Source organism: Thermococcus sp. 101 C5 (genome assembly GCF_009372125.1).
Lineage (GTDB): Archaea > Methanobacteriota_B > Thermococci > Thermococcales > Thermococcaceae > Thermococcus_A > Thermococcus_A bergensis.
In genome coordinates, this window is the sequence record NZ_WHIZ01000003.1 from 39,572 (window position 1) to 53,994 (window position 14,423).

Sequence of the window (14,423 nt, forward strand, 5' to 3'; positions counted from 1 at the left end):
TATGAAAGCCATAGAAGTTGAAAACCTCACCAAAAGCTATGGAGATTTCAAAGCCGTTGATGAACTGAGCTTTGAAGTTTACAAAGGGGAAATTTTTGGATTTTTGGGTCCAAATGGAGCGGGTAAAACGACCACTATCTTGAGTATGCTTGGGCTTGTAATCCCAGACAAAGGTACTGTGAGAATACTTGGAAATGACGTTTTCAGAGAGCCCATAAAAGTCAAAGAGCGAATAGGCTTTCTTCCAGAAAATGCAACTCTCTATGAAGAATTGACAGCATGGAGGAACTTGGAGTTCTTTGCAAACTTTTACAGCTTTTCAAAACAAGAGAAGGAAAAGCGCATTGAAGAACTTTTAAATCTTGTAGGACTGTGGGAAGCAAGGTATAGAAAAGTCAAGACCTTTTCGAAGGGTATGAAGCAGAGGCTTTTGCTGGCTCAAGCACTTATAAACGATCCCGAAGTGCTGATACTGGACGAGCCCACAAGCGGCCTCGACCCGGAAGGGGCTTACCTAGTAAAAAGCATCGTTAGAGAAGAACGCAAAAAAGGAAAAACGGTGTTTTTCTCATCTCATATACTCAGTGAAGTAGAGGAGTTAAGTGATAGAGTCGGTATAATAGTCAAAGGGAAACTTAGGGCACTGGGAACGCTTGAAGAAATAAAGAAAGAATTCATGGAACTTGAAGGGTACGAGATAAAGGTTGAGACAAAGCAAGCACTTCCGGAAATCGATCTTTCTGGAGTTATAAGAATGGAAAGGATAAACGAAAATAAGGCAATTATATTCGCAAAGGAGGACATTAGGGAGCAGCTTTCAGAGCTTCTTGCAAGGAAGGGAATAACAATTGTGAGCCTTGAAGTTGAAGAGCCAAGCTTGGAGGACGTTTTCTTGAGGACTATTTACAAGAGGTGAGTCAAATGAAAAAATGGGCCTCCTTGATTATTTTTGTTCTCTTGCTTTCGAGTTTTCCCTTCATGAGCGCCCAACCCTGGGTGACGGTGTTTGAAGGTAGGGTAAAGATAGGAGAGAGTCTGATTGTAGGGGAATACAAAATATACCTCACCTTGGAAAAGAACGAAATGAAGCCGTATGCTATAATCTACGAGGATAAGGAAATAAAGAAAATTGTTGGGCAGGGGAATCTTACCGAAGTTGGCAGCATAAGGGTTGTCCTTGGAAGCTACAATGCTGAAAACGAGGATGTCTTTGTTGCATTGCAGTATAAGCCTCCTCTAACCAAAGAGATAACCCCTAAAAACGGAGCTTCGTTTGAAGTAGGGGATTATTCTCTAAAGGTGATGGACTCAGGCAATGAAAGCGTGTTGCTGAGCATAAACGGGGATGATATAGAGGTAAGGGCAAACTCTGTCAGAGTTTACGACAAACTCGCCCTCGAATACATAGAAGATGTTTTGAGGGTTTACTACGCTAATGTTGAGGTTGACAGAAAGGTGAGAAAGGATTATGAGGTTTACTATCCTTTCAGGGGGCTTAAGGTGAAAGCTGGCGATGAAGTCCAAATTCCAATAACTGTCTACAACAATGGCAACAAGGAATTAAATTTACAGCTAAAGATCCTCTCAAAGCCTTTGGGATGGGATGTAAGAGTTCTCGATGAGAGTGGGAAATATGAGGTCAATGAAATCGCTTTAAATCCCAAGGCTTCTGCTGTTTTAACTCTTTTTATAAAGATTTCCGAAGATGCGAGCGGAAAAAAGGGAATTCGCTTTGCAGTTGGGGAAGAGATTAGCGAGATTACCCTCGATGTGGTTAAAAATGCGGGCATTGATGTTATAATTCCCATGCTTGGTGTTGAAACTGAGGCTGGTCAGAGTGTTACATTCCCAATAATCATAAAAAATAGGGGAGAGGAGAAAGCTGTAAAGCTGGAAGTAACAGAGAAACCTGCTGGATGGAATGCATATTTCCTCATGGGTAACCAGAGAGTCAAGTCTTTTCTTTTGGAAGGAGAGCAAGAGATAACTCTTTTTGTAGAGGCTCCAAGAAATGCTGAGCTTGGTGAGCATAAAATAGGGTTCTCGATAAACGGAATAGAAAAGAACGTGAGCGTTTTTATCTACAAGACGTACAAAGGAGAGCCCGCAAAAATACTCGTGATCGTTAAGGATGAAGAGGGCAACTTTGTGAAAAAAGCAAAAATTAGCACTGGAGACGAAACTACCTTGACAGACGGCTATGGAAAAGCCAAGATAGAGCTTAAACCCGGAGAATACAAAATTTTTGTGGAAAAAGAGGGATATGAAACTGTTGAAGAAGATGTCACACTTGAGGATGGGGAGGAAAAAACTTTGGAGATAACTTTAACAAAGCTCCCCTACTACTTCGAGCTTGAGGGAAGCGGGGACACAGTTGCAGTTACGGCTGGATCCATAGGGAGCTATACAATGAGCATAAAGAACTTAGGAAAAGAAGAAGATTCGTATTTGCTTTCGACTTTTGACGTTCCGGAAGGATGGTCAGCGGAATTTTATTATGCGGAAAGTCCTATGAGAAAGATAAAAATTAACCCGGGAGAATCCAAAGAAGTTACTTTAAGAATAGTTCCTCCCTTTAATGCCCAGCCTGGAGAATACAACCTGACGATTGCCGTTGATAGCTCCTCTGGATTGGAGAAAAGGATAAACTTAGTAGTGAAGCTTATCGGGGAATACAAATTTGAGATGTATCCGGAGACACCAATGGTGAACATTAAAGCCGGTAAGGAGGGGATCGCCTATCTTTCCCTCGAAAACACTGGAACTGCTCCAATAACGAACATAAAATTTGAGGTAAGCGCTCCTCAAGGATGGGATGTTAAAGTTACTCCCCAAGTAATTCCCGAGCTTGGGTCGCTGTATTTTGAGGAGGGCAATGTTGGAGAAAGAACTAGCGAACCAAAGAATCGCTTGACTGTTACGATAAAAGTCCCCGAGACAACTCCTGCTGGAACATATCAAATAACAATCACCGGAAAGGGAGATCAAGCTCAAGCCAGCACCCAGATTACGGTTAGGGTAACTCAGAGCTCTAATACTGCATACATTGGGATACTAATACTCGTGCTAACTTTTGGGGCTGTAATATGGATGATGAGGAGGGTGGGTAGGAGATGAAGGCATTGAACATTGCGATGAAGGAGCTCTATGTCTCAATAAAAAGCAAAAGGTTTGCAATACTCCTTAGCATTTATGTTCTTCTCCTTCTTCTGCTCTCTTACTCTCTGAGGGACAACTTAAGTGAGCTAACCTCTCCCTCTGTTGAAAATTTATCAATGGATTTGTTTGGAGTGAGTGGAGAAGTTTTTGCTACACCTCTTTCTACCATGCTTACCCTCAACTTTACGTTCTTCACGGTAATCGGTGCTATTTTAGGAGCTTCTCTCGGGGCAGATGCGATAAACAAAGAGATTGAGAGCGGAACTATAAAAACGCTCCTTGCACATCCCGTTTACAGGGATGGAGTTATAAACGGGAAATTCCTCGGCAATGCGTTTGTTTTGGCTATTACAATCACCATTGGATATGTGGTTACGATTGCCTTTCTCCTTATCAATGGCACTCCTCTCGATGGAGATTCTGTCTTCAGGGGATTTATTGCATTCCTTTTGACATTTCTCTATTCCTTAGTCTTTCTAAGCTTCTCCATCCTTTTTTCGACACTTCTAAAAAAACCTGAGACCTCTATGCTTATATCAATTGGCCTAGCAATTTTTTTAACAATGATATATGGGTTAATCGTCTCTCTGATAGCCCAACACCTAGCTGGAGAAGTGCCACCTTATGGAACGCCTGCTTTTGAAATATGGGAAGAAACTTTTAAGCTCTGGGAGCAGAGGCTGCACTTTATAAATCCGGCTCATCACTATGTTGCTTTAATTATTGCTGTTTTTGCTGGTGATAGAATAGCCAACTACTATGCTCCCCTTGGAGATTCCCTAATCTTGATGTTCAACAATCTATCAATGCTTTTAACCTTTCTGCTCCTCCCGTTTGCCTTTGCTTATGTTAGATTTATGACCAGCGACCTCAGATAAAAATAGAAAAGAGCAAATTAGCCCTTTGCAACTCCAATAGGTCTCATCCTTGCCACCAGATTAGCTATTCCCGCCTCATGAACAACGTTAACAACGTTATCGACGTTCTTGTAGGCTCCGGGGGCTTCCTCTGCAACAACCCTCATGCTCGCTGCCCTGATGTATATTCCTCTCTGCATGAGCTCGTTTCTAAGCTTATCTCCCCTAAATTGCCTTGTGGCGGCATGTCTGCTCAAAACCCTTCCCGCACCGTGGCATGTGCTGCCAAAGGTTTCTTTCATTGATCCCTCGGCTCCAGCAAGCACATAGCTTGCCGTACCCATTGAACCGGGGATTAAGACAGGCTGTCCCACATTGCGGTAAGCTCTTGGCACAGCCTCATGTCCAGCGGGGAATGCTCTTGTAGCACCTTTTCTGTGAACTACAACTTTGACTTTCCTTCCATCAACCTCGTGCTCTTCAACTTTTGCTATGTTGTGGGCAACATCGTAAACTATGCTCATTCCTAAGTCCTCAGCCTTTTGGTTGAACACTTCCTCAAAGCTCTCCCTTACCCAGTGGGTAATCATCTGCCTGTTAGCCCATGCAAAGTTTGCCGCAGCTTTCATAGCGCTGAAGTACTTTTGCCCTTCCTCTGTCTGGAATGGAACGCTTACGAGTTCTCTGTCTGGCCATGGCACGTTGTATTTTCTGTTTGCCTTTTCCATGATCTTGAGGTAGTCACTTGCCACCTGATGCCCAAGACCCCTCGACCCGGTGTGCACCATCACAACAACCTGTCCTTCAAATAGGCCGTATACCTTGGCGATTTCCTCATTGAAGACTTTATCAACCACCTGCACTTCCAAGAAGTGGTTTCCACTTCCTAGAGAACCTAATTGTGGGGCTCCTCTTTGCTTTGCTTTTTGGCTTACTGCATTTGGATCCGCTCCTTCCATTTTCCCGTTCTCTTCTAGATGCTCTAAATCTTCCTTCCAGCCATATCCGTTATCCACAGCCCACTTTGCGCCATCTGCAAGAACATCATCCAATTGTGTCCAGTGAAGCCTAATCCTTCCTTCGCTTCCAAGCCCGCTTGGCACGTTTTTGAATAGAGTATCGACGAGCTGTTTGATCTTTGGTCTAACTTCTTTCTCCGTTAAGTTCGTCCTAATAAGCCTGACACCGCAGTTGTGCACTACTATACCATTTGCTATGAAGTTGTGGGCTTCGTGGTATACGCCGATGTCGTAGAGTTTCTTGGAGTCACTCTTTGTTCTGCGGACATCTACAACGGGATCAAGAACAAAGCCACCTTCAAGTCCGTACGTCTTGGCAAAGCTCTCAAACTCAGGTAGGAGCTCAGCCAGTTTCCTGTTTCTCTTAACCAGGTTGCTTTCTGAGATTTCTTTTGATGCCATGATTTTCCTTCTAAGATACTCCCCAAAGATCAACGCGTAGGGTTTATGAGAGGTGTATTCATAGCCAATCTTGGAAAGGAACTTGTAAATCTCCTCCGTGTTGGAGTATATCACGAGACGGTACATTACTCTGTTGCTATATTCTTTGACTTTTCTGACGTGGGAACTAATTCCAAATTCTGTCAGCAAATCTTTGACTGAATTAAGGAACCTGACAAGGCTCTCTTCAAGCTCCTTAGCCTTGACAGCAGTCAAGGATATCGTGTTTGGAGTGTATTTGTGATTGCTGGACATTAGCCTCGGTTTGCTTCCGTCCGCTCCAAAGAGGCCTGCGAGAAAGTTCCTCTTGACCCATTTTGGAGACTTCTTAATCCACTCAGGCACGTCGAAGTCAATCTCAGTCTTCTTGCCAACAGGAGCTCCCAATTTGATGAGAAGCTTTGAAAACGCTTTTGATGTCACTTTTATTGAGTACTCTGTTCCTCTAGTCTCAAACTCGCCCCATGCTGTTTTGACTTTCTCGTTTCTTGTCCTTGTGTAAACTCTCGAAGCCTTGATATTGAAGTAAAAACCTAAATCTTTTCTCAACTCTTCCAGTCCCTTGCTGTCTCCATAGAAAACTGTGATAATTCTCTCTCTTCCATTCTTCTCGTGGTATATATCGAACGATCCATCACCAATGAAGTATCCAAGAATTCTTGCCAGAACACCTATCCTTGGATCATCCATTCTCAAAGGAAGCAGACCCCTCTCTTCTAAGTACTTTATCAGTTGCTTATCTTCATCTGCGAAATCTTGGTGGGTTAAAAGAACTTCCGTGCTGGGCTTCTCATATTCTACTCCCTCAAAGGGATAAACTGCAACTAAGTCCCCCGGTTCTAGCTCTTCTGCTATCTTATACCCATTCTCCGTCAACACTGGGTGATCTCCAGAAGCTTTAATGACTCTACCACTGGTGAGCCTTATCTCGTAAATCTCCTCGTCGCTGTCTCTCTCAGCAACCAACATAACTCTGGAGTGATCATTGTGACCCTCCTTGACATTGTAGACTTTGAGTGGAACCTCCTTGAACATCGTGGGTAAATCTTTGACCTTTATTCTGAACCCTAAGTCACTTATGACTTCGCTCTCTTCATGTAGGCAATTCACATCGTAACCCACTCCTCCGGGGCTTATTACTCCTTCTTTCACGTCAAAAGCAGCTACTCCACCGATTGGGAAGCCATAACCCTGATGACCATCAGGCATTACTATCGAATACTTATAAATCCCCGGAAGCATAGCCACATTTGCGGCCTGTTCGAGAGTCCTATCCTGTCTCATTTTTTGGATTAGTGTATCATCTGCATAAACTCTCCCCGGCACTCTCATTCTTTTATCGAACTTCGGTATCTCCCACCTAATCTTGTCTATCCTCTTTAATGGGATTTCCATTCTCCTCACCCCCAAATTAAATAGCTCTCGAAACTTTAAAAGATTGCGCTATTTGAGAGTTATCCTCCTTTCTTTTGGTACGTAGTTTTTGATTACACCGTCTTTTGCCTTCCCGCATCCGAGGTAGTACAGGCCCCATTTTAATATTATCCATCCTCTCACTTCAGTTGAGACTTTCAAGTCTTCTCCGCTCAGCCAGAGCTTTGCTTCTTTCTCTCCAACTTCAACAACGTTTTTCGTAGCTTTGGGACCGACCAAAAAGCTCCCTTCTATGGTAAGCCTTATCCCATCACTTTCGATTTTTCCAAAATAAACTCCCTTATCTGTGTGAGTCTTCGGGTCAAACTCACAGGGCTTATAAGCGTAAACCCTCCTACTCCCTTTTACTTCAAAAATTAAATCTGGTGCGTATCCGTATTGCTCTATCAGCATTTCTTTAACTTTTTTGCTCATGGTTTTCTTATCTTCGCTACAAAGAACGCTTCCGTGTTGTTGTCCTGTGGATGAAGGCGGAGACATTTTTTCACCTCCTCGGAATACTTCTTCCCTTCAAATTCCAAAACGGGTGGTGTTGATTTTAAGGGTAGATTGATTTTCTCAAGCTTGGCGTCAGTCTTGGAGAGGAGGTAGTCAACTACTTCTTCGTTTTCAAGAGGGTCTATGGTACATGTTGAGTACACCAAAACCCCTCCGGGCTTTAGGGCTTTATACGCTGAGAGTATTAGCTTTTTCTGAATATTGGAGTAACGTATAACCTTCTTCATACTCCAGTCTGTTAAGAACTTGAAGCTTTTTCTTATCATTCCAACACTCGAGCAAGGCGCATCGAGGAGTATTTTATCAAATGTATTTTCAAATCTTGAGAAGTACGTGCCGTCTTTGACGGTAACCCTCGCGTTGAGCACTCCAAACCTGTTTAGGTTTGCTATCAAGACATTAGCACGCCATTTTTTTAGGTCATTGGCTATTATACACCCCTCATTTTTCATGTACTGTGCTATCTGTGTTGTTTTAGCCCCTGGAGCAGCCGCCATGTCGAGGACGAGTTCCCCGGGCTTGGGGTCTAGGACAACGGGTGGTATCATTGATGATGCCTCTTGGGGAAAGACCAACCCAAGAGAGTACTCCACCATATCTCCGAATTCTCTGGTGTTGATGAAGAACCCTTCTTTTACCCAGGGAATAGGCTCAAGCTCATATCTCTCTTCCAGCCTTGCCTTTATGTACTCTAGGGGAGCTTTGAGTGTATTGATTCTTATACTCTGTCTCAAAGGTGCCATCATGAGCCTCCAGAATTCTTCTCCATCGTCGAGTTTCAAATATCTCTCGTAAAATGCTTTGTTCATCTTGACGACTTCTTCCATGTGACCACCTCAGATATCTGGGACAAGCTGTGCCATCCATCTTCCGTCAGGGAGCTGCTCTATTTTCATGTCGTGGTAGGTTATGGCTTTGACTTCTTCCTTTGGCTCATGCTTTTCGCTCAGCTTTTCTCCATAGGCTTTTGCCTTGAGCTTGTACCCTTCTTCGGTTTTTTCTATTTTAACTTCAAAGTCCCTAAAAACCAGTCCTTCCGTGTCATGGAGGATAAGGAGCTCTTCGAGGAAGTTGTAGAGCAAAGAGTATAAATCTTCCCCCTCCACTTCCACTTCTCTCACTTCTTTCTTCTCAACTTTTTCTACGTTAACCATTACGTCAAAAAGAGCAATTGCAACGGCTTCAAAAGCCTCTTCAAGGGTATCCCCATAACCTCTTATCCCAATGTCAGCGGTGTGTTCATAGTGCTCCCACCTTTTCATTCTCTCACCCGATAGGTTAATATTTCCCCAAGTTTATTAGGCTTTAGGGGTTACCATGAGGGAGATAACACCGAAGAAGATTATGGAAATGAAGGGAAAAGAGAAAATTACGATGGTGACTGCATACGATTATCCATCAGCTCTTCTAGCAGATAAAGCCAAGATTGACATTATCTTCGTTGGAGACTCTATGGGGATGGTGGTCTATGGAGAACAGAACACCCTAAATGTGACCATGGAGCAGATGGTTTATCACACAAGGGCGGTTGCAAAAGCCGTTAAGAGGGGGCTTGTATTGGCGGATATGCCATTTATGAGTTATGAAGTTAGCGTGGAGGAAGGCATGAAAAATGCTGCTCGGTTAATCCAGGCAGGAGCGGATGCGGTAAAGATTGAAGGCGGTTACGATCATAGGAAGCTAGTAAAGAGGCTTGTTAGGGCGGGCATACCTGTTATGGGGCATACTGGATTGACTCCCCAAAGGTACCTTCGCTTGGGAGGCTACCATATAACCGGGGAGACCGAAGAAGAAATTGAGGAAATACTTAGGGATGCGAAGGCATTAGAAAAGGCAGGTGCTTTTGCTGTTGTTTTGGAGTTCGTTTTGGCAGATGTTGCCAAGTTGGTAACTGAGGAGGTCAAAATACCCACGATAGGAATTGGTTCCGGGCCTTATGTGGACGGGCAAGTTCTGGTATGGCACGATCTCCTTGGCGTCTATGAGCATGTGCCCCCATTTGTAAAGAAATACGCCGACTTAAGGAACATAATTCAGCTGGCGCTTGAGAATTACAGGGAAGATGTAAAAGAGGGCAAGTTCCCAAGCGGAGAACACTACTGGGAATTCCTCGATAAGGACGACTTTGAGAAAAAGAGGAGAAAAGTCGTAGAACGCCTATTAGGGGAGACATTTGATGAGGAAGTTTAAAGTCCGCGAAGAGCTCTTCACCCTTGAGGTACCGGGGGATACGCGGATAAGATTGACCATGGCGCAGGGTTCCTCGATTGTTCCCTTGGCACAAATCCATTTGGAACTTCCGAGAGGGTAAAGGAAAGGTTGAAAAACTTAGAGATAGCCCTTTCTGCGTACCCGGATGTGAAGTATACTTATCTCAGAAACGCCCTTGCGGAATACTGGGGCATAGACGAGAACAGCATTTTCTTTGGCTGTGGAACGATGGGATGCTTTGAAAAGGTGAACAAATTTGTCATAAGCCCGGGCTCCAGGGTGCTTGGTATCTCTCCGCAGTATACAAGGTACATAAGTGACGTACTTGCCATGGGAGGTTCCTATGAATCGGTTTCCCTGAAAAAGGAAAACCGGTTTAAAATCGATATTGGGGAAGTTATAAATGCTCTCACTTCAGATTACTCCCTCCTTTACCTAGACAACCCTCACAACCCCACGGGACAGGTTTTAAGGCTTAAAAAAGTTGAGGAAATCGTTCAATATGCCGAGAGGAAGGGCGTTTTGGTTCTTGTAGATGAAGCTTACGGAGATTTTGTCGAAAAAGAAGAATCGGCAATAAACCTCGAGCATGATAATCTCATTGTCCTGCGCTCTTTTTCAAAAGGTTTTGGACTGGCGTCTATGAGGGTAGGCTATGCTGTTATAAAAAACCGAGAGCTTGGGGAGCTTTACAGAAAGGTGGATTTGCCGTTTCCGATAAGTACAATTGGAGAGATTTTGGCAGTTGAAGCACTTAAAGATCAAAAATTCCTCAAGGAAAGCAGAAAAAAGATAGCCTCCATAAAAAAGGAAATTATCAATGCTCTCAAGAAAAAGTTCCTGATAGCTGAGACCCACATGCAGACTCCAATAATGCTTTTGTGGGGCTCTGGAGATACTTACCACTATTTTCTTGAAAGGAAGATATCAGCTGTTAGAGGCTCAGCTTTTAGGTCGTTGGATGATTCTTACGTAAGGCTTCGAGTTCCAAAAAATGCCGATGAATTATTAGGCCGTCTTTAGTTCACTTTTGATTCTGCTGACCATAAAGGTTCCAATGGTTATGAGCACAAACCCTACTAGGTGATATACTGTGAATTCTTCCCCAAGGAGGGTTGCAACTCCTATTGCTACTGCGGGAGCGGGTGTTATTATTGCTGTCGCTTTTGAGAGGTTTATCCGCTTTATTGCGAGGTACCATATCACTTGTCCAAATGAGAGTATTATGCCCTCTGCTACAGCAAGCTTTGAAAACTCAAGCCCAGAGGGGAATGCAAGCAAAAGAAGCAAAATTCCCCCAAAGGTATTTCTAAATGCTGCTATAAGAAATGGGTTGTATGGGAGTTTCTTTGCTATCACATGCCCGCTCTGCCAGAAGAGGGGGACTAGCAGGAGGAGTAAATCTCCCTTTCTTGGCATTATTGCTTTACCCTGTGTTATCACTAAAAATAGACCCACAAGGATTGAAAGTGACCAGAAGATTTGCCCTTTGGCTATTTTTTCCCTCAAGAAAACATATGCAAGAACAAACGAGAAAAGAACTTCTGCCCTTGTTATAAGGGAAGCATTTATCGCGGTACTTAGTCGAGCTCCATAAGAATAAGCGATATATGCCAGGGCAGTTCCAAACACCCCTACCAAAAATGCTCTTGGAATACACTGTGGATTTTCCTTTACCCCTTTCCAGCGGGATGTGAGTAAAACGATTGGCCAAAGGATTAAAGAGGCTATGAGGGCAGAAAATGCTGCAAAGCTAAGGGGGTTGGTTGGGTTTGCCTTAATTACCACGGGTTCTATTCCATAAAGGAACATACCTAAAAAAGCCAGGAGAGTCCCCTCAGTCTCTTTGTTCATCCCACCCACCTAGGAGAATAAGATTCCTCTTGTAAAGTTCAAAGATGAATGTTACAAGGCGTTCATACAATGGCTCGGCTTCCTCACCAAATTTTTCTTTCACCTTCTTTCCAATTTGTTCTATGCTCCTCGTACCATCACAAAGTTCCCATATAAAAGCTCCTAATTCGTCAAGTTCAAGTCGTCTGTATTCCCCGTGGAGTTTTCTTGCCAGAAAATCCAATCTGGAGGTCATGGGGATTAAGAGATAATACTTATTATCAGTTTTTTTCAGTTTAATTTCATCATTTCTCTTTGGGATGAGCTTGAGGTACTCTTCCATTATACTTCACCAGAAGAGATGAGAAAGGGGGCTTATAAGGGTGTTGGCGCCGGGGCAGGGATTTGAACCCTGGCGGGCTTAACGCCCACGGACTCTCCAGGCCCGCGCCTTCCCAGGCTAGGCTACCCCGGCGCTAAAAATAATGAGAATCATGAGATGAGCTCAATCTCGATTGTCACGTCTTCAGGAACGCGAATTCTCATGATTTGCCTCATAGCTCTCTCGTCAGCTTCAATATCGATGAGCCTCTTGTGAACTCTAAGTTCGAATCTATCAAAAGTTGCGCTTCCTTCCCCATCTGGGCTCTTTCTTGTGGTTATCCTTATTCTCTTTGTTGGCATTGGTATTGGCCCGCTCATTCTAACACCAGTTCTCTCTGCAATCTGCTTGATTTGATCTGTAACCTCATTAAGAGCACCTATGTTTGTGCTCGCCAGCTTAATCCTCGCCTTTTGCATTTTTGCCACCTCTCTAAGTTCCAATGGGAAACATAATAATTTAAAGGAAAAGGCTAGAGAAGGGCTTCACTCGCCCTTCTGGATGGATATGACCATACCAGCAGCGACTGTTTGACCCATGTCTCTGATAGCGAATCTACCAAGCTGTGGTATCTCCTTAACTGGCTCGATGACCATTGGCTTGGTTGGTCTGAGGATTACGATAGCTGAGTCACCGGTCTTGATGAATTGTGGGTTCTCCTCAACGATGTTACCGGTTCTTGGGTCGAGCTTGGCAAGGAGTTGCTCGAATCTAACTGCAACTTGGGTTGTGTGGGCGTGGAGGACTGGTGTGTAACCAACGGTAATTGCGGTTGGGTGGTTGAGGACGATAATCTGGGCCTTGAATGTGTCCTTTGGTCTGACGACTGTTGGTGGGTTTGTTGGGTGACCAGCAACGTCACCTCTCTTTATGTCGTTCTTACCAACACCTCTGACGTTGAAACCAATGTTGTCACCTGGGAGAGCCTCTTCAAGTGGCTCGTGGTGCATTTCAATGCTCTTGACTTCACCCTGGATGGGCTTGTGGAAGATTGTTGATGCTGGCTCGAATATGACTACGTCGCCAACCCTAAGTCTTCCGGTCTCAACTCTACCGACTGGAACTGTACCGACACCCTTAATTGAGTAAACGTCTTGGATTGGGATTCTAAGTGGCTTGTCGACTGGCTTCTCTGGCTCTGGGATCTGGTCGAGAGCCTCTATGAGTGTTGGGCCGTTGTACCAGGGCATCTTGTCGCTCTTCTTCACTACGTTGTCTCCATTCCAAGCGCTGATTGGGATAACTGGGAAGTTCTTGTAACCGAGCATTTGCAAGAGCTTTGTAACTTGGGCTGCAACATCTTTGAACTTCTTCTCGTCGTAGTTGACCATGTCCATCTTGTTAATCGCAACAATTATGTGGTTGATACCGAGTGTTCTTGCAAGGAATGCGTGCTCCTTTGTCTGTGGCATTACACCGTCTGTGGCTGCAACGACGAGAACTGCAGCGTCAGCCTGTGAAGCACCGGTAATCATGTTCTTAACGAAGTCTCTGTGACCTGGAGCGTCGATAATGGTGATGTACTTGTTTGGAGTCTCGAACTTGCTGTGGGCAACGTCAATTGTAATACCTCTTTCTCTCTCTTCCTTGAGTCTGTCCATAACCCAAGCGAACTTGAATGACTTACCCTTTTCACCCATCTGCTCGAACTTCTGGATGATCTGCTCTGGAATGTTGCCTGAATCAAAGAGCAATCTACCGATTGTTGTACTCTTTCCGTGGTCTACGTGTCCGATAAACACTATATTAACGTGTGGCTTTTCCTTTGCCATCTTCACACACCTCCAAAGTTATGCCTAACTCTAATCATCAAAGTGGGTTTTTAAAGCTTTCTCTAAACCTCAGCTCTCTCACGCGGGAAACCCGCATCTGTTTGAGAGAGCCTCATGAGTTCATGTTTGGATAAAACCTAGGGTTTAAAAAATTAACTAATTGTATTTTCAGTGGAATTTTGTTTAAGAGTACAGCAAGGCCATGGATTACCAATATCAGACCAATCTTCGTCTTTTAACGCTCTCCCCTTCCAATATGGAGGGTTATTCTTGAGTATTCTATATCTGGAGTGTTATACAACTACAACTGTTAATCTACCCTTCCACGGAAAATATCAGTCTTTTACTTCCCTTTGCACAGGGGTTTTTATCCCATGAAAATTGGTAGTTTTTCACTGCGAGGGGTTTTGGCTATAAAGGAAAATTAATAATTCCAATTGGGGATGCTTTGTCATTAAAGCGCATTTTCCTTTTGAAAGTCTCATCTTTCAGGGTAGGAGATGATTAGCGGATTGCGACTTTTGAGTACGATACTGTCAGGATAACTGGGGTATCACCTCCTGAAGCCATTCAGTAACATCACCAGGCGGATCACCAAAACTAGAATGAATTCTGACAAAATTATACCAGAAGGCAAACAGAAAAACAAACCTATGAACCCTCCTCCAGTCTTTACCCCTGAAATTATTCCAGAAACGCTTCGTCCTCTCCTTCAACGTCCTAAACCAGCGCTCAACACTGTTCCTCGGCCCGAAAGTCACATGCAGATAATCCAGCCCGAGAGATTTAAACGCTGATTTATACCACGGCCCTTTGT

General features: G+C 44.0%; 13 protein-coding genes, 1 tRNA gene and 1 pseudogene. 5 read left to right on the forward strand and 10 right to left on the reverse strand.

The genetic code is table 11. The features are described 5' to 3' along the window. Position 1: 1 nt before the first annotated feature. The 3 genes from GBV73_RS00850 to GBV73_RS00860 are packed head-to-tail and all read left to right on the forward strand — an operon-like array spanning position 2 to position 4,037. The gene (locus GBV73_RS00850) at positions 2-916 is read left to right on the forward strand and encodes an ABC transporter ATP-binding protein (protein ID WP_152878745.1); all 915 of its coding nucleotides are present in this window, start codon (positions 2-4) and stop codon (positions 914-916) included. A gap of 5 nt (positions 917-921) precedes the next feature. Further along, on the forward strand, positions 922-3,117 hold the full coding sequence (locus GBV73_RS00855; RefSeq protein WP_152878746.1) for an NEW3 domain-containing protein: 2,196 nt from the start codon (positions 922-924) through the stop codon (positions 3,115-3,117). Further along, positions 3,114-4,037, forward strand: a complete 924-nt coding sequence (locus GBV73_RS00860; RefSeq protein WP_152878747.1) for an ABC transporter permease — start codon at positions 3,114-3,116, stop codon at positions 4,035-4,037. The genes GBV73_RS00855 and GBV73_RS00860 overlap by 4 nt, the downstream gene beginning before the upstream one ends. Before the next feature lie 17 nt (positions 4,038-4,054). Here the strand turns inward: GBV73_RS00860 and GBV73_RS00865 are convergent, their stop codons facing one another. The 4 genes from GBV73_RS00865 to GBV73_RS00880 are packed head-to-tail and all read right to left on the reverse strand — an operon-like array spanning position 4,055 to position 8,670. Continuing rightward, positions 4,055-6,871: an RtcB family protein gene (locus GBV73_RS00865; protein WP_152878748.1), complete on the reverse strand. Its 2,817-nt coding sequence runs from the start codon at positions 6,869-6,871 to the stop codon at positions 4,055-4,057. 48 nt (positions 6,872-6,919) lie between these two features. Beyond that, positions 6,920-7,324, reverse strand: a complete 405-nt coding sequence (locus GBV73_RS00870; protein ID WP_152878762.1) for a hypothetical protein — start codon at positions 7,322-7,324, stop codon at positions 6,920-6,922. After that, complete coding sequence (locus GBV73_RS00875; RefSeq protein ID WP_152878749.1) at positions 7,321-8,235, reverse strand: tRNA (cytosine(49)-C(5))-methyltransferase; 915 nt, start codon at positions 8,233-8,235, stop codon at positions 7,321-7,323. The genes GBV73_RS00870 and GBV73_RS00875 overlap by 4 nt, the downstream gene beginning before the upstream one ends. Before the next feature lie 9 nt (positions 8,236-8,244). Then, entirely contained in the window at positions 8,245-8,670 is a 426-nt protein-coding gene (locus GBV73_RS00880; protein ID WP_152878750.1) for an archease, read from the reverse strand. A 55-nt stretch (positions 8,671-8,725) separates the two neighbouring features. Between GBV73_RS00880 and panB the strand changes: the two genes are divergently transcribed. Together panB and GBV73_RS00890 are read left to right on the forward strand one after the other, a co-directional pair. Continuing rightward, positions 8,726-9,598, forward strand: coding sequence for a 3-methyl-2-oxobutanoate hydroxymethyltransferase (gene panB / locus GBV73_RS00885; protein ID WP_152878751.1), 873 nt, complete (start codon positions 8,726-8,728; stop codon positions 9,596-9,598). A gap of 129 nt (positions 9,599-9,727) precedes the next feature. Further along, the gene (locus GBV73_RS00890; protein WP_253910270.1) at positions 9,728-10,642 is read left to right on the forward strand and encodes a histidinol-phosphate transaminase; all 915 of its coding nucleotides are present in this window, start codon (positions 9,728-9,730) and stop codon (positions 10,640-10,642) included. Here GBV73_RS00890 and GBV73_RS00895 read toward each other — a convergent pair. The 6 genes and pseudogenes from GBV73_RS00895 to GBV73_RS00920 all read right to left on the reverse strand — a co-directional run. Then, positions 10,628-11,473 carry a DMT family transporter gene (locus GBV73_RS00895; RefSeq protein ID WP_152878752.1) on the reverse strand — a complete coding sequence of 282 codons (846 nt, stop codon included), beginning with the start codon at positions 11,471-11,473 and terminating at the stop codon, positions 10,628-10,630. The two genes, GBV73_RS00890 and GBV73_RS00895, sit on opposite strands and share 15 nt — an antisense overlap. Further along, the gene (locus tag GBV73_RS00900; protein ID WP_152878753.1) at positions 11,457-11,795 is read right to left on the reverse strand and encodes a PqqD family protein; all 339 of its coding nucleotides are present in this window, start codon (positions 11,793-11,795) and stop codon (positions 11,457-11,459) included. Before GBV73_RS00900 ends, GBV73_RS00895 begins: the two co-directional genes overlap by 17 nt. A gap of 44 nt (positions 11,796-11,839) precedes the next feature. Continuing rightward, a tRNA-Ser gene (locus GBV73_RS00905) sits at positions 11,840-11,927 on the reverse strand. Between the two features lie 17 nt (positions 11,928-11,944). Beyond that, on the reverse strand, positions 11,945-12,253 hold the full coding sequence (gene rpsJ / locus GBV73_RS00910) for a 30S ribosomal protein S10 (RefSeq protein ID WP_152878754.1): 309 nt from the start codon (positions 12,251-12,253) through the stop codon (positions 11,945-11,947). Positions 12,254-12,319: 66 nt separating this feature from the next. Next, complete coding sequence (gene tuf / locus GBV73_RS00915; RefSeq protein WP_152878755.1) at positions 12,320-13,606, reverse strand: translation elongation factor EF-1 subunit alpha; 1,287 nt, start codon at positions 13,604-13,606, stop codon at positions 12,320-12,322. Between the two features lie 536 nt (positions 13,607-14,142). Further along, a pseudogene (locus tag GBV73_RS00920) lies at positions 14,143-14,423 on the reverse strand (IS6 family transposase); the annotation flags it as partial.

Coding starts and splice junctions, on each gene's coding strand:
- GBV73_RS00850 (WP_152878745.1), top strand. CDS start 2: ATGAAAGCCATAGAAGTTGAAAACCTCACCAAAAGCTATGGAGATTTC.
- GBV73_RS00855 (WP_152878746.1), top strand. CDS start 922: ATGAAAAAATGGGCCTCCTTGATTATTTTTGTTCTCTTGCTTTCGAGT.
- GBV73_RS00860 (WP_152878747.1), top strand. CDS start 3,114: ATGAAGGCATTGAACATTGCGATGAAGGAGCTCTATGTCTCAATAAAA.
- GBV73_RS00865 (WP_152878748.1), bottom strand. CDS start 6,871: ATGGAAATCCCATTAAAGAGGATAGACAAGATTAGGTGGGAGATACCG.
- GBV73_RS00870 (WP_152878762.1), bottom strand. CDS start 7,324: ATGAGCAAAAAAGTTAAAGAAATGCTGATAGAGCAATACGGATACGCA.
- GBV73_RS00875 (WP_152878749.1), bottom strand. CDS start 8,235: ATGGAAGAAGTCGTCAAGATGAACAAAGCATTTTACGAGAGATATTTG.
- GBV73_RS00880 (WP_152878750.1), bottom strand. CDS start 8,670: ATGAAAAGGTGGGAGCACTATGAACACACCGCTGACATTGGGATAAGA.
- panB (WP_152878751.1), top strand. CDS start 8,726: ATGAGGGAGATAACACCGAAGAAGATTATGGAAATGAAGGGAAAAGAG.
- GBV73_RS00895 (WP_152878752.1), bottom strand. CDS start 11,473: ATGAACAAAGAGACTGAGGGGACTCTCCTGGCTTTTTTAGGTATGTTC.
- GBV73_RS00900 (WP_152878753.1), bottom strand. CDS start 11,795: ATGGAAGAGTACCTCAAGCTCATCCCAAAGAGAAATGATGAAATTAAA.
- rpsJ (WP_152878754.1), bottom strand. CDS start 12,253: ATGCAAAAGGCGAGGATTAAGCTGGCGAGCACAAACATAGGTGCTCTT.
- tuf (WP_152878755.1), bottom strand. CDS start 13,606: ATGGCAAAGGAAAAGCCACACGTTAATATAGTGTTTATCGGACACGTA.